Source organism: Flavobacterium sp., assembly GCF_049318185.1.
GTDB lineage: Bacteria > Bacteroidota > Bacteroidia > Flavobacteriales > Flavobacteriaceae > Flavobacterium.
The window spans coordinates 33,667-56,633 of sequence record NZ_JBMOGV010000002.1 but is presented as its reverse complement, the minus strand read 5'-3'; the positions used below and the strand labels follow the sequence as shown (position 1 = coordinate 56,633).

20 protein-coding genes are annotated in these 22,967 nt (G+C 32.1%); 10 read left to right on the top strand and 10 right to left on the bottom strand.

Going from position 1 to position 22,967, the window contains the following annotated elements; translation table 11 throughout:
- Positions 1 to 222, top strand: a 222-nt coding sequence (locus tag ACOYLT_RS00475) for a hypothetical protein (protein WP_422851868.1), incomplete at its 5' end; no start/stop codon positions are given.
- 170 nt (positions 223 to 392) lie between these two features.
- Positions 393 to 2,147, top strand: a complete 1,755-nt coding sequence (locus ACOYLT_RS00470) for a DNA polymerase III subunit gamma/tau (protein WP_422851867.1) — start codon at positions 393 to 395, stop codon at positions 2,145 to 2,147.
- 194 nt (positions 2,148 to 2,341) lie between these two features.
- Here the strand turns inward: ACOYLT_RS00470 and ACOYLT_RS00465 are convergent, their stop codons facing one another.
- The 3 genes from ACOYLT_RS00465 to ACOYLT_RS00455 are packed head-to-tail and all read right to left on the bottom strand — an operon-like array spanning position 2,342 to position 5,865.
- A complete protein-coding gene (locus ACOYLT_RS00465) occupies positions 2,342 to 3,232 on the bottom strand; it encodes an exopolyphosphatase (RefSeq protein ID WP_422851866.1) in 891 nt (296 codons plus the stop codon).
- Positions 3,232 to 5,370 (bottom strand): polyphosphate kinase 1, encoded by a 2,139-nt coding sequence (ppk1, locus tag ACOYLT_RS00460; RefSeq protein ID WP_422851865.1) that lies wholly within the window; start codon positions 5,368 to 5,370, stop codon positions 3,232 to 3,234. The genes ACOYLT_RS00465 and ppk1 overlap by 1 nt, the downstream gene beginning before the upstream one ends.
- 9 nt (positions 5,371 to 5,379) lie before the next feature.
- A complete protein-coding gene (locus ACOYLT_RS00455; RefSeq protein WP_422851864.1) occupies positions 5,380 to 5,865 on the bottom strand; it encodes a SixA phosphatase family protein in 486 nt (161 codons plus the stop codon).
- Between the two features lie 508 nt (positions 5,866 to 6,373).
- Here ACOYLT_RS00455 and ACOYLT_RS00450 point away from each other — a divergent pair.
- The 4 genes from ACOYLT_RS00450 (at position 6,374) to ACOYLT_RS00435 (ending at position 10,295) form a co-directional block, all read left to right on the top strand.
- The gene (locus ACOYLT_RS00450; RefSeq protein WP_422851863.1) at positions 6,374 to 7,090 is read left to right on the top strand and encodes a hypothetical protein; all 717 of its coding nucleotides are present in this window, start codon (positions 6,374 to 6,376) and stop codon (positions 7,088 to 7,090) included.
- Positions 7,078 to 7,329 carry a gliding motility-associated C-terminal domain-containing protein gene (locus ACOYLT_RS00445; protein ID WP_422851870.1) on the top strand — a complete coding sequence of 84 codons (252 nt, stop codon included), beginning with the start codon at positions 7,078 to 7,080 and terminating at the stop codon, positions 7,327 to 7,329. Before ACOYLT_RS00450 ends, ACOYLT_RS00445 begins: the two co-directional genes overlap by 13 nt.
- Positions 7,330 to 7,379: 50 nt before the next feature.
- Positions 7,380 to 8,291 carry a PorP/SprF family type IX secretion system membrane protein gene (locus ACOYLT_RS00440; protein ID WP_422851862.1) on the top strand — a complete coding sequence of 304 codons (912 nt, stop codon included), beginning with the start codon at positions 7,380 to 7,382 and terminating at the stop codon, positions 8,289 to 8,291.
- A gap of 87 nt (positions 8,292 to 8,378) precedes the next feature.
- Entirely contained in the window at positions 8,379 to 10,295 is a 1,917-nt protein-coding gene (locus tag ACOYLT_RS00435) for an OmpA family protein (RefSeq protein ID WP_422851861.1), read from the top strand.
- Positions 10,296 to 10,364: 69 nt separating this feature from the next.
- On the opposite strand, the gene corA is transcribed toward ACOYLT_RS00435, so the two are convergent.
- Positions 10,365 to 11,435 (bottom strand): magnesium/cobalt transporter CorA, encoded by a 1,071-nt coding sequence (gene corA, locus ACOYLT_RS00430; RefSeq protein WP_422851860.1) that lies wholly within the window; start codon positions 11,433 to 11,435, stop codon positions 10,365 to 10,367.
- Between the two features lie 69 nt (positions 11,436 to 11,504).
- On the opposite strand from corA, the gene hutI reads away from it, so the two are divergent.
- Complete coding sequence (gene hutI / locus ACOYLT_RS00425; protein WP_422851859.1) at positions 11,505 to 12,743, top strand: imidazolonepropionase; 1,239 nt, start codon at positions 11,505 to 11,507, stop codon at positions 12,741 to 12,743.
- A gap of 44 nt (positions 12,744 to 12,787) precedes the next feature.
- Here hutI and ACOYLT_RS00420 read toward each other — a convergent pair whose 3' ends face one another.
- Positions 12,788 to 13,672, bottom strand: coding sequence for a hypothetical protein (locus ACOYLT_RS00420; protein WP_422851858.1), 885 nt, complete (start codon positions 13,670 to 13,672; stop codon positions 12,788 to 12,790).
- A 92-nt stretch (positions 13,673 to 13,764) separates the two neighbouring features.
- Between ACOYLT_RS00420 and ACOYLT_RS00415 the strand changes: the two genes are divergently transcribed.
- A complete protein-coding gene (locus tag ACOYLT_RS00415; RefSeq protein ID WP_422851857.1) occupies positions 13,765 to 14,802 on the top strand; it encodes a formimidoylglutamase in 1,038 nt (345 codons plus the stop codon).
- A gap of 132 nt (positions 14,803 to 14,934) precedes the next feature.
- A complete protein-coding gene (locus tag ACOYLT_RS00410; protein ID WP_422851856.1) occupies positions 14,935 to 16,185 on the top strand; it encodes a DEAD/DEAH box helicase in 1,251 nt (416 codons plus the stop codon).
- Here the strand turns inward: ACOYLT_RS00410 and ACOYLT_RS00405 are convergent.
- From ACOYLT_RS00405 to ACOYLT_RS00395, 3 genes are all read right to left on the bottom strand, one after another.
- A complete protein-coding gene (locus ACOYLT_RS00405; protein ID WP_422851855.1) occupies positions 16,182 to 17,642 on the bottom strand; it encodes a response regulator in 1,461 nt (486 codons plus the stop codon). The two genes, ACOYLT_RS00410 and ACOYLT_RS00405, sit on opposite strands and share 4 nt — an antisense overlap.
- Before the next feature lie 76 nt (positions 17,643 to 17,718).
- Entirely contained in the window at positions 17,719 to 19,413 is a 1,695-nt protein-coding gene (gene ettA / locus ACOYLT_RS00400; RefSeq protein WP_422851854.1) for an energy-dependent translational throttle protein EttA, read from the bottom strand.
- A 47-nt stretch (positions 19,414 to 19,460) separates the two neighbouring features.
- Complete coding sequence (locus ACOYLT_RS00395; RefSeq protein ID WP_422851869.1) at positions 19,461 to 19,643, bottom strand: CAL67264 family membrane protein; 183 nt, start codon at positions 19,641 to 19,643, stop codon at positions 19,461 to 19,463.
- A 419-nt stretch (positions 19,644 to 20,062) separates the two neighbouring features.
- Here ACOYLT_RS00395 and ACOYLT_RS00390 point away from each other — a divergent pair, with 419 nt between their 5' ends.
- Positions 20,063 to 20,434: a hypothetical protein gene (locus ACOYLT_RS00390; protein WP_422851853.1), complete on the top strand. Its 372-nt coding sequence runs from the start codon at positions 20,063 to 20,065 to the stop codon at positions 20,432 to 20,434.
- 142 nt (positions 20,435 to 20,576) lie between these two features.
- Here the strand turns inward: ACOYLT_RS00390 and ACOYLT_RS00385 are convergent, their stop codons facing one another.
- On the bottom strand, positions 20,577 to 21,464 hold the full coding sequence (locus tag ACOYLT_RS00385; RefSeq protein ID WP_422851852.1) for a bifunctional 5,10-methylenetetrahydrofolate dehydrogenase/5,10-methenyltetrahydrofolate cyclohydrolase: 888 nt from the start codon (positions 21,462 to 21,464) through the stop codon (positions 20,577 to 20,579).
- A 77-nt stretch (positions 21,465 to 21,541) separates the two neighbouring features.
- On the bottom strand, positions 21,542 to 22,870 hold the full coding sequence (ffh, locus tag ACOYLT_RS00380; RefSeq protein WP_422851851.1) for a signal recognition particle protein: 1,329 nt from the start codon (positions 22,868 to 22,870) through the stop codon (positions 21,542 to 21,544).
- Between the last annotated feature and the right edge of the window lie 97 nt (positions 22,871 to 22,967).

The window sequence follows — 22,967 nt, the reverse complement described above, 5'->3', positions numbered from 1 at the left end:
AATGCCGATATACTTGGAATTTCACCGCATAGAGTTTACCTGGTTTCACTACAGCATTATCTGTACATACTTTCTGTTGCACTTGTCCTAGTCTTTCGACTGACGGATGTTATCCGCTATGCTACTCTTTGGTGTCCGGACTTTCCTCTTCATTACGAACTTGATCCGGAATCTTATGAAATTAAATTAAAAACACAAGATGATGAAACAAGTTCAGCATGAAGCGATAAGGCGGTCTGCGTGACAAAAGTAATGATTTAAGATTGAAGATTAATGATTGAAGATTTTTGAATGAAAAATTTAATAAATTGTGGAAAAGTTTTCTTCAAATAAGCGAATATCCAAATAACCTAATCAACTATTATTCTATATTTGTAATCCAATAATTTTCTATGGAACAATTTGTAGTATCAGCTCGTAAATATCGTCCGCAAACGTTTAAAGACGTAGTAGGACAACAAGCTATTACCAACACTTTACTTAATGCCATAGAAAACAATCACTTAGCATCTGCCCTATTATTTACAGGACCAAGAGGTGTGGGAAAAACCACTTGCGCACGGATTTTGGCCCGCAAGATTAACCAAATTGGGTATGATGATCCCAATGAAGATTTTGCTTTCAATGTTTTTGAATTGGATGCTGCTTCTAACAACTCCGTAGATGATATACGAAACTTGATTGACCAAGTGCGTATACCACCACAAACTGGACAATATAAAGTTTATATTATTGACGAGGTTCACATGTTGTCTTCAGCAGCTTTTAATGCTTTTTTAAAAACTTTGGAAGAACCGCCAAAGCATGCGATATTCATTTTGGCCACGACCGAAAAGCACAAAATCATTCCTACTATATTATCGCGTTGTCAAATCTTTGATTTCAAACGCATCACCGTCAAAGATGCCAGAGAACATTTGGCAGAAGTAGCGACAAACCAAGGAGTAATTTTTGAAGAAGATGCTTTGCATATCATTGCTCAAAAAGCAGATGGCGCCATGCGTGATGCTTTGTCTATTTTTGACCGAGTGGTTTCTTATTGCGGAAATAACTTAACACGTCAAGCCGTAACCGAGAACTTAAATGTATTGGATTATGAGACCTATATTACTATGACCAACTTGATTTTGGAAAATAATATTCCAGATATATTATTGGCGTATAACGATATTTTGTCCAAAGGATTTGACGGACATCATTTCATTGCTGGATTAGCATCGCATTTCAGAGATTTGCTTGTGGCCAAAAACCCAATAACACTCTCTTTATTAGAAATGGGTGAAGCGGCACAACAGCTCTACGGACAACAAGCACAAAAAGTATCGCAAGATTTTCTGTTAAAAGGAATTGAATTGGCCAACGATTGCGATTTAAAATACAAAGTTTCTCAAAACCAACGCTTGTTGGTTGAACTCACCCTGATGCAAATAGCCTCTATCAACTTTGATGGAGAAAAAAAAAAGTCTGACTTTATAATTCCGCCAACGTATTATCGAAACAATAGTTTTTCTATAGTGGAAGATGGAAGTCAGAAGATGGAAGTTGAAAGTAAAGAAGATATAACTAGTGTCACATCAGAAAGTGTAAAATCTGAAGTGTCATTAAAGGTTGAAGAACCTATAACAGACAACCAACAACCAAAAACAGACGACCGAAAACAGACAACCGAAAACAGCGAACAGACAACTCCCAAAGTTTCCGCATTATCGCTTGCTAGCATTCGTGCTCGAAAAGAAATCGAAGCTAGTCTAAAAGATAACATAAAAGTAGAAACACATTTACTAAGCGAATCTTTTACAGCAACTGAAATGCTAGAACAATGGCTCAAGTATGCACAACGCATGGAAGATAAAGGCTATCGGATTATTGCCTCATTGCTTACCATCAACGATCCAACTCTTGATGGTAGCACTATTTTACATGAATTACCTAATGAAAGTTCCAAAATAGATTTTGAAAAAGAAAAACCTGAACTTTTAGGCTACCTTAGAGGGAAGTTGCACAATCACGATATTCAAATTGTGGTGAAAGTAAATGAAACACTAGTTTCAAAAAGAGCGTTTACCAATCAAGATAAATATAATAGACTTGTTGAAATTAATCCAAACCTAGAAGTCTTGAAAAAAATGTTTGATTTGGATGTATAAGTTTTGTTTGTTATTTCATTCTATCTTTTATTATTCCGAGTAAAAAACTCATTGCTACCAAAGTCATTGCCATAATCCCCAGGTAAGATTGGCTATTAGTAGAAAATCTCAAATCTTGATAATCCAAACGGCATAAGTGGAAAACAATGATGAGAAGTGCGATAATAAACATTATGATTCTGAATTTTTTCATACTAAATAGTTCCTTGATACAATGCTTTGACTATACCGTCAGCAAGACCGATTTTTGGCACAAAGAGTTGTCGGGCACCGCTCCACTTCATAGCATTTAGATAAATACGAGTAGCAGGAATAATAACATCGGCACGGTCAGTGTTTAATGCTAGTTCTGCAATACGTTGTTCATAAGTAAGCGAATTCAAATATTGGTACTGTGCATTTAGATATAAATAAGATAATGGTTTATCCTGCATTTTACCAGACATCTTGAATAACTTATTGATATTTCCACCAGAACCAATAAGGATTACATTATCAAATTGGGCTGTGATGGCTTTAATCCACTTCTCTATTTCTTCCCAAACAATTTCGTGAACCATGTTGTTCAACATGCGTACCGTTCCTATTTTGAAAGATTTTGAGGCTACCATTTTTCTATCACTAAAGAGAGAAAACTCTGTACTACCACCTCCAACATCGACATACAGATAGGTTTGTTCCGTTTTTAAGAAATCATGTAAATCGGAAGATGCAATGATGGTGGCTTCAATTTTTCCGTCGATAATGTCAATATCAATATCACATTTTTCTCGAATTATATTGGCTACTTCTTTACCATTGTAGGCTTCACGCATGGCCGATGTAGCGCATGCTTTGTATTTTTCTACTTTATATACTTTTATCAAGAGTTTAAAGGCTTTCATGGCATCGACCATTCTATCAATGTTCTCCTCTGAGATTTCACCTACGGTAAATGCATCTTGCCCCAAACGAATTGGCACACGAATTAAAGCACTCTTATTGAACTGTGTTGGAGCATCATTTTGCTCTACAATATTAGTTATCAGTAATCGCATGGCATTAGAGCCAATATCGATAGCTGCATATTTTTTGATAGTAATCATTAACTTTCTTTAGGATTTGGGATAGCGCAATTAGAATTCAATAACTCGTTGTTTTCGTTCAAAAAATAATTATAGGTTTCAAATTGTGCTCTGAAATCTGGTTCCCCTTCTTTGCGTCTTCTATACTCATTTTCTAGTTTTTCGGAATGGAAACGTGCTTTTACATTTCCTTTCCAACCTAAGTTGAATGTGTCAATAATTTGTTTCTTAATATCTTCATCATATATAGGACAAGTAATTTCTACTCGACCATCAAGGTTTCGTGTCATAAAATCAGCTGAAGAAATAAATACTTCTGGATTATCATTGTTACTGAAAATATATGCTCGAGTATGTTCTAAAAAATAATCAACTATGCTAATAGCTTCAATATTTTCGCTCATGCCTTTAACACCAGTGATAAGTGAACAAATACCTCGAACTTGCAATTTGATTTTTACACCTGCATTACTAGCTTCATATAATTTATCTATTATTGCAAAATCAGAAAGACTATTCATTTTTAAATTAATATAAGCTGAACGACCTAAAATAGCGTTCATAATTTCTCTATCAATTAGCTTATAAAATCGTGACCTTGTGTAATGTGGCGAAACTATGAGATGTTTAAACCTATGAATTCTATAGTTTACATCAAAAAAATCAAAGACTTTTGAAACATCTTTTAGAATTTGCTGATGACTAGTAAATAATGTAAAATCCGTATAAATTTTTGCTGTTGTTTCGTTAAAATTTCCAGTAGAAATAAATCCATATCTTTTTAATTTACCCTCTTCAATTCGTTCTACCAAACAAATTTTACTATGTACTTTTAGTCCTTTAATTCCAAATATAAGTTCAATTCCTTCTTGCTGCATTTGCTCTGCATAGGAAATATTACTGGCTTCATCAAACCTAGCTTGTAACTCTATTTGAACTGTGACTTTTTTCCCATTTTTAGCAGCATTGATTAAGGAACTAACTATTTGAGAGTTCTTTGCCAAACGATATAATGTTATTTTTATTGAAGTTACTTTTGGATCTAAAGCAGCTTCACGTAGAAATTTTATCAAATAAGAAAACGACTGAAAAGGGGCATATATTAGGTAATCTTTCTGTGCTACTTTGTTTAACATACTTCCATCTAGTGACAATCCTTGTACAGGAAGTGGCACTCTTGGTGGATACAACAAATCAAATCGTCCAAGATTTGGAAAGTTCATATAATCGCGACGATTGTGATATTTCCCACCAGGAATAACACCATCTGAGGCATCAATTCCCATTTTATTTAAGAAAAATTTTAGCGTGTCTTTATCAATTGTTTTATCATACACAAAACGAACTGGCTCACCAATCCTCCTGTCTTTTACAGAAATTGCAATTTTTTCGAGCATACTTTTACTCATATCACTATCAATGTCTAATTGGGCATCTCTAGTTATTTTAATCATATGTGCTGAAATGCTTTCGTAATCAAAAATATTGAAAATACTACTAAGATTATAGCGAATGATATCATCCAACATCATCAAATAATGTTTTCCATTTTTAGAGGGGAGTTCTACTACCCTATTAGTGCTTTTCGGAATTTCTATGATGGCATACCTAATTTCATGCTTTGATTTAACTATACCTAAAATCTTCGATTTAAGTTCTGATTTCATTACTAATTTAATAGCCAGATAACCTGAATTATCTTTTAAAAGGGGGAATTCTGCTAAGTCGTTTAGTATGATTGTCACTAATTCTGGACTTACTTTTTGTATAAAAAAATCTTTTACAAAATTTTCATGTTCGCCTTCTATTTGATTTTCATCAAGAATAATAATATTTTGTTTTTCTAATTCTTTCTCAATAATATTTAAAATCCTTAAACTTTCGGACTGTTGCTTAATAGTGATTTCAGTAATTTCTTTGACAAGTTGTTGAGCTGAAATTCCACCTAAAATCTTTTCGCCTGAAACTCCTGATAAACTTAAACGGCGAACGGCAGCAAAACGAACCCGAAAAAATTCATCTAAATTATTAGAAAAAATACCAATAAATCTTAACCTTTCTAAAAGTGGTACCGATTCATCAGCTGCTTCTTGCAATACTCTTGCATTAAATGCTAACCAACTTTTTTCTCTATCTATATATCGAAACTTAGTTTCCATACTCATAATTTATTTTAAATCTCTTGGGAAAATAATTTTATTAGTTTTACCTTTTTTGATATCCATCCAATTTTCATTTTCAAATATAATATCTACAAAACCTGAAGTGGATACATTATCTATAAAAATATCTCCAAATTTATTGACAAAATTTGTAATAGCCTCATTATGTCCAAAAACAATTAAATGATTATAGTCATTTGAACATGTTTTGATTATCTGCTCTAGCTTTTTTTCATCAAAAGTATATAATTCATCTTTGAAAATTATACTGTCATAAGAAATAGAAATATTTTGAGCAAAAATCATAGCAGTTTCTGAAGCACGCTTTGCTGAACTGCTCCAAACGATAAAATATTTTGGTAGATAACTAATTATGCTACTAGAAACCAAATGAGCATCATTAATACCTTTACTATTTAATGGTCTATCAAAATCTCTAAGTGGAGCTTCCCAACTAGATTTTGCATGTCTAACAAGAATTAGTTGTTTCATGATAAAAAGTTATGGTATATATAATGTATAAATTTAAGATAATACTATTTAAAAAACATAGAAGTAAAATAATATTTTTTGTTAAATTATAGTTAGAGTTATAAATTACTGATAATTGTATTTTTTGACCTTATGAAAATTATAAAAATGAAAAGAACAATTTACTTTCAAACTGTAAAAAATAGTAACCTAGACATTTCAACTATTTTATTAAGAATAATAAACCTTTTATATTAAAATAAGTACCTTTTAAATAAAAATAAATACCTTTTATTGGGTATAAATGCTGTTTATAGAATATATTGTTTTTTTTTAAAAAATATAGTACTTAAATTTATTTAAATAAAACCAAATATCGATAAAAAACATAGGTTCACAATATCACACAAAATCCATAATAATACTTCTCTTAATCAATTATTCTAGAAAACTAAAAAGTATGAAATCAAAATCTACTATCCCAAAAAAACTATTTGTATTTTTGATATTTTGCTAACTAAATATATCTATGTCATCTGCTCAAACTTTTCCACTTGCCAACACTTCATATACTTCAAAAGATTTAGAAGAAGTATTTGCAAAATTATCGGGTGGAGATTTATGTAACTCCTGTTCAAAAGCAACAATCATTACAAGAAAATTAACTTTAAGAATTTATAACACAACATGTTCTGATACTATTAATGTAGCTTGTGCTGGTGATGTTCCCGCTATGACTTCGATTACGGCTATTGATAATTGTAGTGGAGCTATTACGGTTGAAAGCTTAGATGCTATAACGCAAGGTAATTGTGATAACTCATTCTCGATAGTGAGAACTTGGACTTTCTTTGATGTTTGTGAAAATCTATCTCAGACCTATACTCAAAATATATTTGTCACTGAAATTGCAGATGTAATAATATTAGCAGATGTGTCTACAAGTAATAACATTAATGAAAATATTTCATTAGATGCTTTATTGCCTCTTGGTGTTAACGATGGAACTTGGATAAATGTGAATAATATAGGTGGATATAATCCGGAAAATCATACTTTCAATCCTTTAGATATTGCCACTGGAAATTACTTATTTAGCTATACAATAAATATTGGTAATTGTCTTGTAAGATATTATGTTCAAATAATTATAGGTCAAGTTAGTCCTTGTGAAAATATAATTATTCATAATACCTTACACCAAATAGTGATGAGTTTAATCAGTTCTTTAACATTGAACATATAGAAGATACTAGTTGTTATCCTACCAACAAAGTTGAAATATATAATCGTTGGGGTGTATTAGTGTATGAAACTAAAAACTATGACAATAGTACACATAGATTTGAAGGATTATCCGAAGGTAGAACTACTGTTAGCCAATCTGAAAAATTACCAACTGGCACTTATTTTTTTGTAATTGATTGGACAACCACAACAGGAGAAAAAATTATTAAAGACGGATATTTATACTTAACCAGATAAACCTATTAACTCCAGAGTATATGAAATTACTCTGGATAATTTAAGAAAATATGAGAACAAAAATTTTAATTTTCGCGTTTATTTTATCGTGTTATACTAGTTTTGCTCAGCAAGACGCGCAGTATACTCAATACATGTTTAACACAATCAATGTAAATCCAGCTTATGCCGGATCAAGAGGAGTAATGAGTTTCTTCTTATTACATCGTACCCAATGGGTAGGATTAGACGGAGCACCAGTAACAAATACTTTTTCATTAAATACTCCAATTAACAACAGTAATATAGGACTTGGTTTATCATTTGTAAATGACAAAATTGGCCCTACTAATGATAACACTATTTCTGTTGATGTATCTTATTCTTTAAAGGCTTCAGAAGATTATAAAGTATCTTTTGGACTAAAAGCATCTGGAAATGTATTTAACTTAGATGTAAATAGATTAAATCCTGCTGACGCTAATGATCCTAACTTACAAAATTTCAATAGTAAGTTTTCACCAAATTTTGGCGCTGGGGTTTACTTGCATTCTGAAAAACTATATTTAGGACTTTCGGTTCCAAATTTTTTACAAGCTTCTAAATACAACGATAATGATGTGGCTGTTTTCCAAGAAAGAATGAATTTTTATGTCATTGGAGGATACGTTTTTAACCTCTCTCCTGATATCAAATTCAAACCTGCTTTCTTAACTAAAATGGTTACGGGTTCACCGCTTCAAGTAGATGCTTCAGCCAATTTCTTATTCTTTGATAAGTTAATGCTAGGGGGTGCTTATCGTTGGGATGCTGCCGTAAGTGCCTTGGCGGGGTTTCAAGTAACTGATGGACTATTCATAGGCTATAGTTATGATATGGAAACCACTCGTTTAAGAAATTATAACTCTGGTTCACATGAGGTATTCCTTAGATTTGAGTTGTTCTATAGAGTTAATAAAATGGTATCTCCTAGATTCTTCTAACACAGTATAATTATGAAATCAACGATTAGCAAATTCCGAAAAAACAATTTTAAAATTGTGAGTAAAAATAAAATTATATACATAGCAATGATAACTATCTCTTTTTTGAATAGTTATGCGCAAATGAATAAAAAGGAAATTAAAGGTAATAAGCAGTACGAAAAATACGCTTACATCGATGTCATTAAAACCTATGAGCGTATTTATAAAAAAGGATATAAATCTCCTGAAACGCTGCATAAAATTGGCAATGCCTATTATTTTAATTCCGAATTAGAAAAAGCCAATAAATGGTATAGCGAGCTTTATGCTTCAAATCCTAAACAAGAGACCGAATTCTATTTTCGCTTTGTTCAAACTTTAAAAGCTACTAAAGACTATCAAAAAGCTGATGCCATAATGACTAAGTTTAATAAAAAAAATAGTACTGATGCAAGAGCAAGATTAATCTATGAAAACGAGGATTATTTAGCCGTAATAAAAAGAAATTCTGGCCGCTACAAAATAGAAAACGCTGGAATAAACTCTAAATATTCTGATTATGGCCCCGCTTATATGGGAACCAAAGTAGTCTTTAGTTCAGCTCGTGATTCAGGGAATTTCACAAAAAGAATACATACTTGGACAGGACAACATTTCACTAACTTTTACAGTGCAAATTTAGCAGAGGACGGTTCTTTGAGTGCCGTAGATAAATTTGGAAAACAAATCAATTCAAAATTTCATGAAGACACTCCTGTTTTTAGTAAAGACGGTAAAACAGTGTACTTCACCAGAAACAACTATCTTGACGGTAAAGGATTTGATGACAATAAAGTTACCTTGCTAAAAATATACAAAGCTACTCTTGATAAAGATGGTAAATGGGTAAACATCACTCCACTTTCTTTCACTAGTGACAGTTATCAAACAGCACATCCAGCCCTGTCGCCTGATGAAAAAACGTTATACTTTACTTCAGATATGCCAGGAACTCATGGTCAATCTGATCTTTTTAGAGTAAAAATAAACGAAGATGGAAGCTTTGGAAATGTTGAAAATCTTGGTGATACTATTAACACCAGAGGTAGAGAAACTTACCCTTTCATCTCTGATGAAAATGAATTGTACTTTGCCTCTGATGGGCATCTTGGATTGGGAGGACTTGATATATTTGTTACTAAAATTCCTAAAGAGGGCCTCGCTTTTAAAGAAGTGTTAAATGTTGGGGAAGAAGCTAATAGTTCTAAAGATGATTTTTCCTTAATTATTGACTCTAAATCTAAAAAAGGATTCCTTAGTTCAAACAGAGAGGGCGGCCAAGGAAGTGATGACATCTACAAATTCCTTGAAACTAAACCTATTTGGTGCGAACAAACACTATTTGGAGTGGTTACAGATGAAGAAACTAAAGAACTATTGCCAAATACTAAACTAACGCTTTATGATGATAAATTCAATATAGTAAAAGAAACAGTATCAGATGCACAAGCCAAGTATGAATTTACCGAAGTAGTATGTAACAAAAAATACTACGTAAGAGCAACTCGCGAAAAATATGAAACTAAAGAGACGCCTGTAATCATCCAAAAAGAAAGTGGTACAACCGAGATGAATATTGAATTAAAACTTATAGAATGTAAAGTTAAAATTGGTGATGATTTAGCCAATTGTTTCAAAATCAATATCATCTACTTTGACCTAGACAAATGGGATATCCGTCCTGATGCCGCAATTGATTTAGCTAAATTATTGGATGTATTAGAACAAAACCCATCCATGAAAATCAATATTCGTTCCCACACAGATAGTAGAGCTTCCTTTGATTACAACAAAAAACTATCCGAGAGAAGGGCAAAATCAACAAGTGATTGGTTAATCAAAAATGGTATTGCTGCTAATAGATTAACTTCAGAAGGTTTAGGTGAAAGTGAATTAGTAAATAAATGTGTAGATGATGTACCTTGTACTGAAGCAGAACACCAACTTAATAGAAGATCACAATTTATTATAACAGCTCTATAAATCTAAAAGCTAATTATATCAAAAAAGTATTCTTAAAAGAATACTTTTTTGATATACAATGATAAAAAACTAATACCACTTTTTCTTTTTGAAGTAATAAATCATACTTAACAATAACATAAACATGCAAGCTAAAATAATGAAATAGCCATATTTCCAGTGCAATTCGGGCATATTATCAAAGTTCATTCCATATACACCAACAATAAAAGTTAAAGGCATAAAGAAAACAGATACCACTGTTAGAGTTTTCATTACTTCATTCATTTTATGATTTTGAGTAGCAAAATAAAAATTGGAAGCACTATCAAGCGTAGTCATGTCGTATTCAATTTGTTCTAATAATTCCAAACATTTTTGATGTAACCTTGAAAAAAAACTATAATTTTCCGATTCAATAGCATTAAAAACATCATCATCTTTAATACTTTTTATAGAATATAATGAATCTCTCAAAGGTATAATTGAACGTTTTAAAAAATTAAAATTATCACGATGCTTCTCTATATGCTCCAAAATTTGTGGATTGGTGCTTGTCTTAGAAATATTAATCAACTCCTCTACTCTATCTTCTTCTGTTTCAATGGTAATGTAAAAATTTTCCATAATAGCATCCAATAGTAAATACAACAAATAATCCGCTTTCTTATCTCTAACAATACCTGAATGTGTTCTTATTCTTTCTCGAATATGCGTAAAGAAATCACTCCTTTTTTCTTGAAACGAGACTAGAATACCATTCTTTAAAAGAAAACTAATTTGCTCAACGCTTATATTATCACTATTCTCAACAGGTAATAAAGATTTTATATTGAAAAATAAAATATCATGATATTCATCTAGTTTAGTTCTTTTGGCAGTATTGAGTATATCGCCCAACATAAAATTATCAACCTTCAAGAAATCTCCAACAGATTTAATAACTTCAATATCATTCAAACCATGAAGATTAAGCCAATTAACTTTTGAAAAGTCAAAGCATTTGTCAAATTGTACCTTTTTAAACTCATGAAATTCAGTCAAATCATGAGTATCATAAACAAACAGTTGCATTTCTGTTGCTGTATTTTTATGAAAACCTGTATATTCTAAAATTGCTGGTTGAACTTTTCTACCTTTTTTGTATTTTATCTTTCTCACGAATTCTAAATTTGTCTAAATTTAAGAATATTTATTTTTTTCAAACTATTTTTACCAAAAATCATTGAAATGCAAACTTTAATCATCAATATAAAAGAGCTATTACAAGTCAGAGAAAATACAATTGATAAAGTGTCCGGCAGCGAAATGGCTATTTTACCTACTATCAAAAATGCCTATTTATTGATTACAAATGGAACTATTACAGCCTTTGGTTCTATGGAAGATTGTCCTAAAATAAATGTTGATAAAACCATTGATGCTTCAGGAAAAATAGTTTTACCTAGTTGGTGTGATAGCCATACACACCTTGTTTATGCAGGCAACCGCGAACAAGAATTTGTGGATAGAATTAATGGATTGACTTATGAAGAAATTGCCCATCGTGGTGGTGGAATATTAAATTCTGCTAAAAAACTCAACGAAACTTCAGAAGAAGAAATCTATAATCAATCAAAAGTAAGATTAAAAGAAATCATCCAACAAGGAACTGGAGCAGTCGAAATTAAATCGGGTTATGGATTAACCGTAGAAGGCGAATTAAAAATACTTCGTGTAATCAAAAAACTAGCCGAAAATTATCCCATAATCATCAAAGCAACTTTCTTAGGCGCACACGCTTTTCCAAGCGAATTTAAAGAAAATCATAGTGGTTATCTTGATATGATTATCCATGAAATGTTACCTAAAATTGCCAAAGAAAAACTAGCTGATTATATTGATGCTTTTTGTGAAACAGGCTATTTTTCAGTCGAAGAAACTGAACGAATTATGAAAGCTGGAAATCAATATGGTTTACGTTCCAAAATTCATGTCAATCAATTTACAGCCATCAATGGAATTGAAGCTTGTATAAAACATAAGGCACTTTCTGTTGACCATCTAGAGATAGTAACTGATGAAGATATTGAAGTGCTAAAAAATACCGAAACCATGCCAGTAGCTTTGCCTACTTGTTCCTATTTCATTAGTATTCCTTATACACCAGCCAGAAAAATAATAAGTGCTGGTTTACCACTTGCATTAGCTTCTGATTTTAATCCTGGGACTTCTCCATCAGGTAATATGAATTTTGTGGTTGCAACAGCTTGCATTAAAATGAAAATGACACCCGAAGAAGCAATAAACGCTGCAACCATAAATGGTGCTTATGCTATGGGTATTTCTGAGACACATGGCAGTATTACGATTGGAAAAAAAGCTAATTTAATAATCACTAAACCAATGAATTCATTTTATGAATTGCCCTATGCTTTTGGTAGTAATTTAATAGAACAAGTTATTCTAGATGGAAAAGTAATTGCATAAAAAAAGTCCCGGAATCGAGACTTCTTTATACTTGATCATTATGATTATCTCAAAGAAAAACTGCTTTTGGAAACCAATTCTCCTTTGTCAAAAACATTAACAAAATAGGTTCCTTTCGCAAAATCTTTTCCTGGCAATTGTTCTGAAACATCAACTGTTTTATTCTCATATTTTACGGTGGTGGTAAAACTATAAGTCAATGAGGTATCACCAAATGAAATTGTAGTTTTGTATCCTAAAACATTATTTTTAGCATCAATTACTTGAACATAATAGGTTTTATCACCAGACTTGGCAATTTTGTTTTCTGCAATGGTAAAACTTATTTTTAGCATATCTGTTCTACTAGCTTTATCCGTTTCTATTTGTTTTCCTGAACTTCTCACTTTATAAGATGCAGTTTTCAAATTAGTTATAGTTAATGCTGATCCTTTTTCAACTGTTTTTGCTAAATCTTCATTTTGTCCAACCAAAACCTGATTGTATTTTTTAGAATCCTCTAAAACCACTTTCGTGCTATCTAAATTTGTGGTCAATACTTGATTGTCTTTCTTTAAAACGGCAACTTCTTGCATTAGAGCTTTCATTTTTTCTTCCAATGCTTTGAATTGAGTTTTGTATTTTGAAAGTGAAGCTATGTCTCCTTTAGCTGATTTTAATTCTGTAATTAACTTAACAACCTTATCGCGCTCAGCTATTAATTCATCTGACATAGAAGTGTTTTTTGCAATGGCAGCGTCATAGGTAGCTTTTAAATCTGATAGGTCTTTTAATACCCCATCTTTTTCAGAATTTGTGGTGACAATTGTAGTCTGTAGTGTCTTGGCATCCGAAGTCAATTTGAATATATAAATCAAACTTCCTACTAATAATAAAGCTAAAACTGCAATAATCGCTTTTAAACTAGAATTTCCATTTTTATTTTCCATGTGGTAATTTATTATTAAACAAATGTAATAATATTTGAGATAGTATCTTGTAATAAACAATTATATTATATTTTTTAAAAAATATTTCTAAAATGGAAAAATTAATTCCTTTTTCAATTCATGATTTAGCCAAAGTTACCAACCACAGAAGCGGTGAAGTAAAATTTGGCGAAAAAATGATAACACTGCCAAAAGGTGAAAATTGTATTGATTTTTTAAATAATTGTGAAGCAAAATATGTGCTTTTTGGCATTCCTGAAGATGTGGGCATTAGAGCTAATTTTGGTCGTCCAGGTGCAGCTTCTGCATGGGAAAGTGCCATTAGAAGCATTGCCAATATTCAACACAATCGTTTCTGTAAAGGAAGTCAAATTATAGTTTTGGGTAAACTTGATATTACTCAAGAAATGGAACAAGCCAAAGATTTAGACTTCCAAAAAACTGAGGATAGAAAGCTATTGAGCGAGCTAGTTCAAAAGATTGATAAAGAAGTAGTTCACTTTATAAGTTGTATTATAAAATGTGGAAAAATTCCCATCATTATTGGCGGTGGACATAATAATGCCTACGGAAATATTAAAGGAACAGCATTAGCACTAGGAAAACCTATTAATGCAGTGAACTTTGATGCGCATTCTGATTTTAGAATTCTTGAAGGAAGACATAGTGGTAATGGATTTTCATATGCTTATGAAGAAGGTTTTTTAAAAAAATATTTTATTTTTGGTTTGCACGAAAATTATACCTCTAAAAATGTTTTAGATAATTTAAAGAAAATCGAGGACAGAGTTAGCTTTAACACCTATGATGAAATAAAAGTACGTCAACAAAAAAACTTTCAACAAGAACTAAATACTGCTTTTGATTTTATAAAAAATGATGCCTATGGTATCGAGATTGATTTAGATGCTTTACCAAATATTGCTAGTAGTGCCATGACCATGAGTGGCTTTTCTATTGAAGAATTGCGTCAGTTTGTGTCATTTTTTGGCAAAAACAGAAATGCTTCTTATATACATATTTGCGAAGGCGCACCAGAACTTGGCGAAGAAAAAAACAATCACCTTATTGGTAAATTAATTGGTTACTTAGTTACGGATTTTATAAAATCGAGAAAAGAATTAATTTAATTTAAGATTTACGATTGACGAATTTAGGATTTGGAAATTTAGTATATGTTTTGCATTAATTCCTAAATTCTAATTCCCAATTCCTAATTGCTTATATTTGCGATGGCTTACACTAAATCGTAAGCATAATATATGTTATTCGAAAATTTATCATTATCCAAAAGTATTCAAAGAGCTGTTTTTGAAGAAGGATATACAAGCCCAACTCCAATTCAAGAAAAAGCAATTCCGTTTATTTTAGCAGGAAAAGATTTGGTAGGATGTGCACAAACAGGCACAGGAAAAACAGCTGCTTTTGCTATACCAATAATACACAATTTACATAGGATGATAGGTTCATCCAAAAAAACTAAAGAAATTCGTTGCTTGGTAGTAACCCCAACACGCGAACTAGCGGTTCAAATTGGTGAGAGTTTTGATACCTATGGAAAATATACCAACATCAGACAATTAACAGTATTTGGAGGAGTTTCTCAAGTGCCACAAGTAGATCAATTAAAGAAAGGTGTAGATGTATTAATAGCTACTCCAGGAAGATTATTGGATTTACACAAGCAAGGTTTTATAGATTTTGATAGTTTACACTATTTAGTATTAGACGAATCAGATTTGATGCTCGATATGGGCTTCATAAATGATGTTAGAAAAATTGTGAAATTGGTTCCTACAAATAGACAAACCTTATTGTTTTCTGCTACAATGCCCATTTCAATTAGGGAATTAGCTGACACTTTTTTAAACAAACCCGAATATGTTTCGGTAACACCCGTTTCTTCTACGGCAGAGATTATTGAACAACAAATCTATTTTGTAGATAAGGAAAACAAACGTGGTTTATTATATCATTTAATACGCAATGAAAACCTCAGCAATGTGTTAGTTTTTGTTAGAACCAAACATGGAGCAGATAACGTGGTAAAAGCTTTGAAAAAGCATGGTGTAAATGCAGAAGCTATTCATGGCGACAAATCCCAAACGGCAAGACAACGTGTTTTAGATCAGTTCAAAAACAAAGAAATCACAGTACTCGTAGCTACTGATATTGCCGCCCGTGGCATTGATATCGAAAGTTTACCTTATGTAATCAATTTTGATTTGCCAAATATACCTGAGACCTATGTACACCGAATAGGTAGAACGGGTCGTGCTGGTAATGGCGGAATCTCTATTTCTTTTTGCGGGAGAGATGAAGAAACCTATTGGAAAGACATACAGAAGCTAATAAAAGTGAATGTCAAAACCATGAAGGAGCATCCTTTTCCATGGAAAGATGGAGAACCCAATCCAGATACTAAACCAGATTTAAGAAACAAAAAGAAACCCGAAACAAGTAATTCTAGAAAATCAGAGGCCTCTAAAAAAAATAAAAAGCGTTGGTATTAATTAACGTTTTTTTTGTCTTTGATATTATTGGTTATCACTTGAAATAATTTTGAGGGTTCGAATGGTTTGACCATAATATCATTCATTCCAGCTGCAAGAGCTTCTTCTATCACTTCTTGTTTATCAAATGCGGTCAAGGCAATAACAGGTATTTTTATATTTTTTTTTCTAATCTTTCTTGTAGTTTCAAAACCGTTGATGAGTGGCATATTAATATCCATTAATATTAAATCAAATTGCTCTCTTTCTAATACCATCATAGCTGCAAAACCATCATCTACAATAGTGCATGTCATATTGCTATTTTGAATTATTTTCTTTGTCACCATTTGGTTGATTTTATTATCTTCTACAACTAAAATATTATACAAAAAATTTTCGGATAAATCAACTTCTATATTATTGATAATCTGTTGTGATTTCTCTTCGTCATATTCAAAGCCTACAGTGAAATAGAATGTAGTTCCAATATTCTCCTCACTTTCTAAATGGATTTCGCTATCAAAAAGGGAAACTAATCTTGATACAATAGACAAACCTAATCCTGTTCCTTGATAGTCTTCGTCTTTGCGTTCAATTTGAACAAATTTATCAAAGATTTTTTCTTGGTCTTCTTTGGCAATTCCAATTCCAGTATCTTTTACTTTGAATTCAACAAAATAAGTTTTGTCTTCCACTCTTTTCAGATCAGCACTAAGTATTACTTCGCCATTTTTGGTAAATTTCAATGCATTACTTACCAAATTCATAATGATTTGAGAAAGTCTTAGTTTATCACCTATTAAAAACTCAGGAATAGCAGTATCTATTTGAACTGTAAATTTATTATTATTCTTATCAGCTATGTATTCAACAGAATTTTTTATTGTTGTAATTTCATCCAACAGATTAAAGATTAGATTCTCTAAAACAATACGATTTTCCTCAATTTTATTAATCTGAAGAATATCGTTTACTAATGAAAGTAAATATTTTGCCGAAAATTTCAATGATTTTAAATGAGCACTATTCCCTAATTCTTTGTGTTCATCAAGTATAATATTAGTAATACCAATAACTCCATATAATGGAGTTCTCAATTCATGAGTTATAGTTGAAACAAATTGTGATTTGAGTCTAGTGGCTTCTTCTGCTTCTTCCTTGGCTTCTATCAAAGCTTTATTAGCCAATTGTAATTCCTGATTAGCTTTTTCTCTGAGTTTTATATTTTTATATAAAGACAATAAAAGGAACAACAAAACTATAAGAATTACAACAAAAAAAACAACTAAGAGTTTTGATTCTTTAACATTTTCTTTATGTAATTGACTTTCTCTTTCAATTTTTTTTAATTCAATATCATACTTATTAAGTTCTATTTTAGTGGCCGCTTTTTCTATTTTATGCACTTGAGAAAATGCCGTTGAAAAAGTGAAAAGTAAAACAAATAGTAAACTAATGTATTTAGTATTAATCATTTGGCTAGTTAAGACATCAAATATAAAATTTTATTCAAAAAAAATCCCGATTACTCGGGATTTTATAAGTATTTAATTAATTTCTAATCAACTTTCTGTATTTAATACGTTTTGGTGTGACATCAGCACCTAGACGTTTCTTTTTGTTTTCTTCATATTCAGAGAAACTCCCTTCAAAGAAATAGACTTCAGAATTGCCTTCAAAAGCTAAGATATGGGTACAAATTCTATCTAAAAACCATCTGTCATGACTAATTACTACCGCACAACCTGCAAAGTTTTCTAGACCTTCTTCCAAAGCACGTAGCGTGTTGATGTCCAAATCATTGGTTGGCTCATCCAGTAATAGCACGTTTCCTTCTTCTTTCAAAGTCATCGCTAAGTGTAAGCGGTTACGTTCTCCACCTGATAGCGCAGCTACTTTTTTATTTTGATCACTTCCTCCAAAATTAAATCGCGATAAATAAGCTCTTGAGTTTACTTGTCTTCCACCCATCATAATTAACTCTTGCCCATCACAGAAGTTTTCCCAAATAGATTTATTTGGGTCTATATTAGAGTGTGACTGATCAACATAAGCAATCTTTACTGTTTCTCCAATATTGAATTGTCCTGCATCTGCTTTTTCTTCATCCATTATCATTCTGAAAATAGTAGATTTTCCCGCGCCATTTGGACCAATGATACCCACTATTCCGGCTTGTGGCAATGTAAAGTTTAAGTTGTCGTATAATAGTTTATCACCAAAAGCTTTGGCAACATTTTTGGCCTCAATTACATTAGTTCCTAATCGTGGACCATTTGGAATATAGATTTCTAATTTTTCGTCTAGTTCTTTTTGATCTTCGTTTAAAAGTTTATCGTAGTTCTGTAAACGCGCTTTTTGTTTGGTCTGGCGACCTTTGGCACCTTGACGCACCCAATCCAACTCGCGTTCAAGCGTTTTTCTACGTTTAGAAGCTACTTTTTCTTCTTGTTCCATACGTTTAGATTTTTGATCTAACCAAGAAGAGTAGTTTCCTTTCCAAGGTATACCTTCTCCTCTATCGAGTTCCAAAATCCATCCGGCTACGTTATCTAAGAAATAACGGTCGTGAGTTACTGCAATTACAGTTCCGGCATATTGTGCTAAATGCTGCTCTAACCAAAGTACGCTTTCTGCATCCAAGTGATTGGTAGGCTCATCTAATAACAAAACATCCGGTTGTTGTAGTAACAAGCGACACAAAGCTACTCGACGCTTTTCGCCACCTGATAAAACACTAATTGGCATATCACCTTCTGGAGTGCGCAGCGCATCCATGGCTACTTCTAATTTGTTATCTATTTCCCAAGCACCACAAGCGTCTATTCTGTCTTGTAATTGTGCTTGACGGTCCATTAACTTGTCCATCTTATCGGCATCTTCATAGACTTCTGGCAAACCAAACATATCATTGATTTTATTGAATTCGTCTAATAATGCCATAGTTTCGGCTACACCTTCTTTTACGATTTCTAAAACAGTTTTAGTTTCGTCTAGTTGTGGTTCTTGTTCTAAGTAGCCAACTGTATATCCTGGTTGAAATACTACATCGCCTTGGTAGTTTTTATCTACACCGGCAATAATTTTTAATAAAGATGATTTACCCGAACCGTTTAATCCTAAGATACCAATCTTAGCACCATAAAAGAAACTCAGATAAATATTTTTTAATACTTGCTTGTCACTTCCTTGATAGGATTTGCTCAAACGTTGCATGGAGAAAATTACTTTTTTATCGTCGCTCATATTTTTATTTTAAATTTTGAATTATAAACTGTTTGTTATAAACCTTGTTATACTCTTCCTTTTAATGAGGAGAATACCCATGCATTGGCAAGAAAACCTACTCCTACGGTGCCAAATCCCCAACCAGCAACATCGGCATAGCGGTAAACTCCTAAACCTATTAGAATTAATCCCATAATTATCATTATAAAAGTAGCCCATCCTAAGACGGTATTTTTATTCATTCCCATTGTTTTGAGGTATTTGTTTTTTGGAAGTGCAAATATCAATAAAAAATGTGAGTTTTGAAAGGTATAAAGAAAAAGTAAAATGGGATTAGTGAGAACTATGTACCATTTAATAGTAAGATTTATAATTAAAACACCGATTGTAATTAGTTTTTCATAGACTGTCTTATCCTGAAATAGCGACACCCACTAAGCATACTTGCCTAAAAAATTTTACGAATCTTGGCCGTAATTTTTTAATCTTGATTAAATCATTTTTTAATCTAGACGAAAAATAAATAGTAAAGAATGATATACTTTTATCAAAGTTTATTATTAGAAAAATGAAGAACAAAAATCAAAATTTAAAACTTATTTGCATTTCTGTAATTTATACTTTATATACAGTTTTTTTGTGGACTCTATCAAAAAATGAGGATAGTATGTCCTTAGTTTACTTATTTACACTTGTATTAATTTGGAGCATTTTGACAACCCTAATGGGGATTATAATCTGGAAAGACAAAACTAAAATAAAAAATTGGAATCTATTAATTCTAATATTTTACACACCAGTTCCTATACTATTTTTTCTTTCAGCAACAGCAAAAGAACAAGTTACCGGGACATGGGAATACCATAAAAATAATCATCGCATCAAAGTAATTGAATACGAAAACAAAAAAAAATATTTTTCAAAAATTGCTATAACTAAAGAACAATTTGCAATTCCTGCATATGGTACATATTCCCTAGACAGTATTATTAATAATATTGGAAAATCTAAAACAATAAAACCTATACAATACAAGTAAATAGAAAATGCTTCTACCCGAAAGTAGTTCAACAGATTTAGATAATTGGTTAGTGTAATGTTGGTTGGTCCTGCTACCATTCGAAGGGATTCGCGTGGTAGCTCAGGATCAAATTAAAAACCTGAGTTTAACTCATAATTTTTTAAACTTTTTGTAATCGTTTTTGTTCCCTTGCTAACAACGTATTTTTTAATAGCATGGCGATAGTCATTGGTCCAACTCCGCCAGGAACTGGAGTTATAAAAGACGCTTTTTTTGAAACAAATTCATAATCTACATCACCTGTAATTTTATATCCTTTTGGTTGAGTTTCATCAGTAACACGTGTAATTCCAACATCAATAACAACTGCACCATCTTTTACCATTTCGGCTTTCAAATAATTGGGAACGCCAAGTGCGGTAATTATAATATCGGCTTGCGTGGTTATTTGAGCAATATTTTTAGTATAACTGTGAGTTAAAGTCACTGTTGAATTTCCTGGAAATCCTTTTCTTCCCATCAAAATACTCATTGGGCGGCCAACAATATGACTTCTTCCAATAACAACCGTATGTTTTCCTTGTGTTTCCACGCCATATCGTTCTAGCAATTCTAAAATCCCAAAAGGTGTTGCCGGAATAAAAGTGGTCATATCTAAGGCCATTTTCCCAAAATTTTCAGGATGAAAACCGTCTACATCTTTACTTGGATCAATTGACATGATGATGTGTTGTGTATCAATTTGTTTTGGCAATGGCAACTGCACTATAAATCCATCGATGTTGTCATCTTCATTAAGTTCTTTTATTTTTTTGAGCAATTCTGTTTCCGAAGTTGTACTAGGCATTTTAATTAAAGTGGATTCAAAACCTACTCTTTCGCAGGATTTTACTTTGCTTCCCACATAAGTTAAACTTGCTCCATCATTACCCACAATAATAGCAGCTAAGTGAGGTACTTTTTCGCCATTGTCTTTCATCTTTTGAACTTCGGCTGCTATTTCATTTTTAATATCTTCCGATACTTTTTTTCCGTCTAAAATTTGCATAGTATTTTGTCATAAAGTCAAAAGTCAAAAGTCAAAAGTCATTATTACTTTTCAACTTTCGACTTTCGACTGATTATTTATTTCATTCCGCCCATCATTTTCATTAAATTCTTTCCGCCACCACCTTGCATCATCTTCATCATTTTACTCATTTGTTCAAATTGCTTTAACAACTGATTTACTTCTTCTATTTTGCGCCCAGAGCCTTTGGCAATTCTGGTTTTTCTTTTCATGTCTAATATGGCAGGTTTGGTTCTTTCTTTTGGTGTCATTGAATGGATAATGGCTTCAATGTGTTTGAAAGCATCATCTTCAATCTCAACATCTTTTAATGCTTTTCCTGCTCCAGGTATCATTCCCACAAGGTCTTTCATATTACCCATTTTTTTCACTTGCTGAATTTGGGACAAGAAATCATCAAAACCGAATTCGTTTTTAGCAATTTTCTTTTGAATTTTTCTGGCTTCTTCCTCATCGTATTGTTCTTGCGCTCTTTCTACCAAGGAAACCACATCTCCCATTCCGAGAATTCTTTCCGCCATACGCGAAGGATAGAAAACATCAATAGCTTCCATTTTTTCACCAGTTCCAATAAACTTGATTGGTTTATCGACTACAGATTTAATAGAAATTGCTGCTCCACCACGAGTGTCACCATCTAATTTGGTTAAAATAACACCGTCAAAATTCAATCTATCATTAAACGCTTTTGCCGTGTTTACTGCATCTTGACCCGTCATAGAATCAACTACGAACAATGTTTCTTGTGGTTTAATTGCCGCATGAACATTGGCAATTTCGTTCATCATTTGCTCGTCAATGGCTAAACGGCCAGCGGTATCGACAATGACAACATTGAATCCTTTTGATTTGGCGTGTTGTATCGCATTTAATGCGATTTGAACAGCATTTTTATTTTCGGGTTCAGAGTAAACCTCCACTCCAATTTGGTCTCCAACGATATGCAACTGGTTTATTGCCGCAGGACGATAAATATCACAAGCAACCAAAAGTGGTTTCTTCCCTTTTTTGGTTTTCAGATAATTAGCTAACTTTCCTGAGAAAGTAGTTTTACCTGAACCTTGTAAACCCGACATTAAAATAACAGATGGATTTCCGGAAAGATTAATTCCAGTGGCTTCCCCGCCCATTAATTCGGTTAACTCGTCTTTCACCAGTTTTACCAACAATTGTCCTGGTTGCAATGTGGTTAATACATTTTGACCTATGGCTTTGTCTTTAACTCTTGTGGTAAAATCTTTGGCAATTTTAAAATTAACATCGGCATCAAGTAATGCACGACGGACTTCTTTTAGCGTTTCTGCAACATTTACTTCTGTAATTTTCCCATGTCCTTTTAGGATATGAAATGCTTTATCTAATTTATCACTTAAATTATTGAACATATGCTAACTTTACTTTTTTTGTAGTGCAAATATAAGTTTTAGAATTCAGAATTCAGAATTCGAAATTCAGAATTAACTAAAAAGCTATTTTAGATTT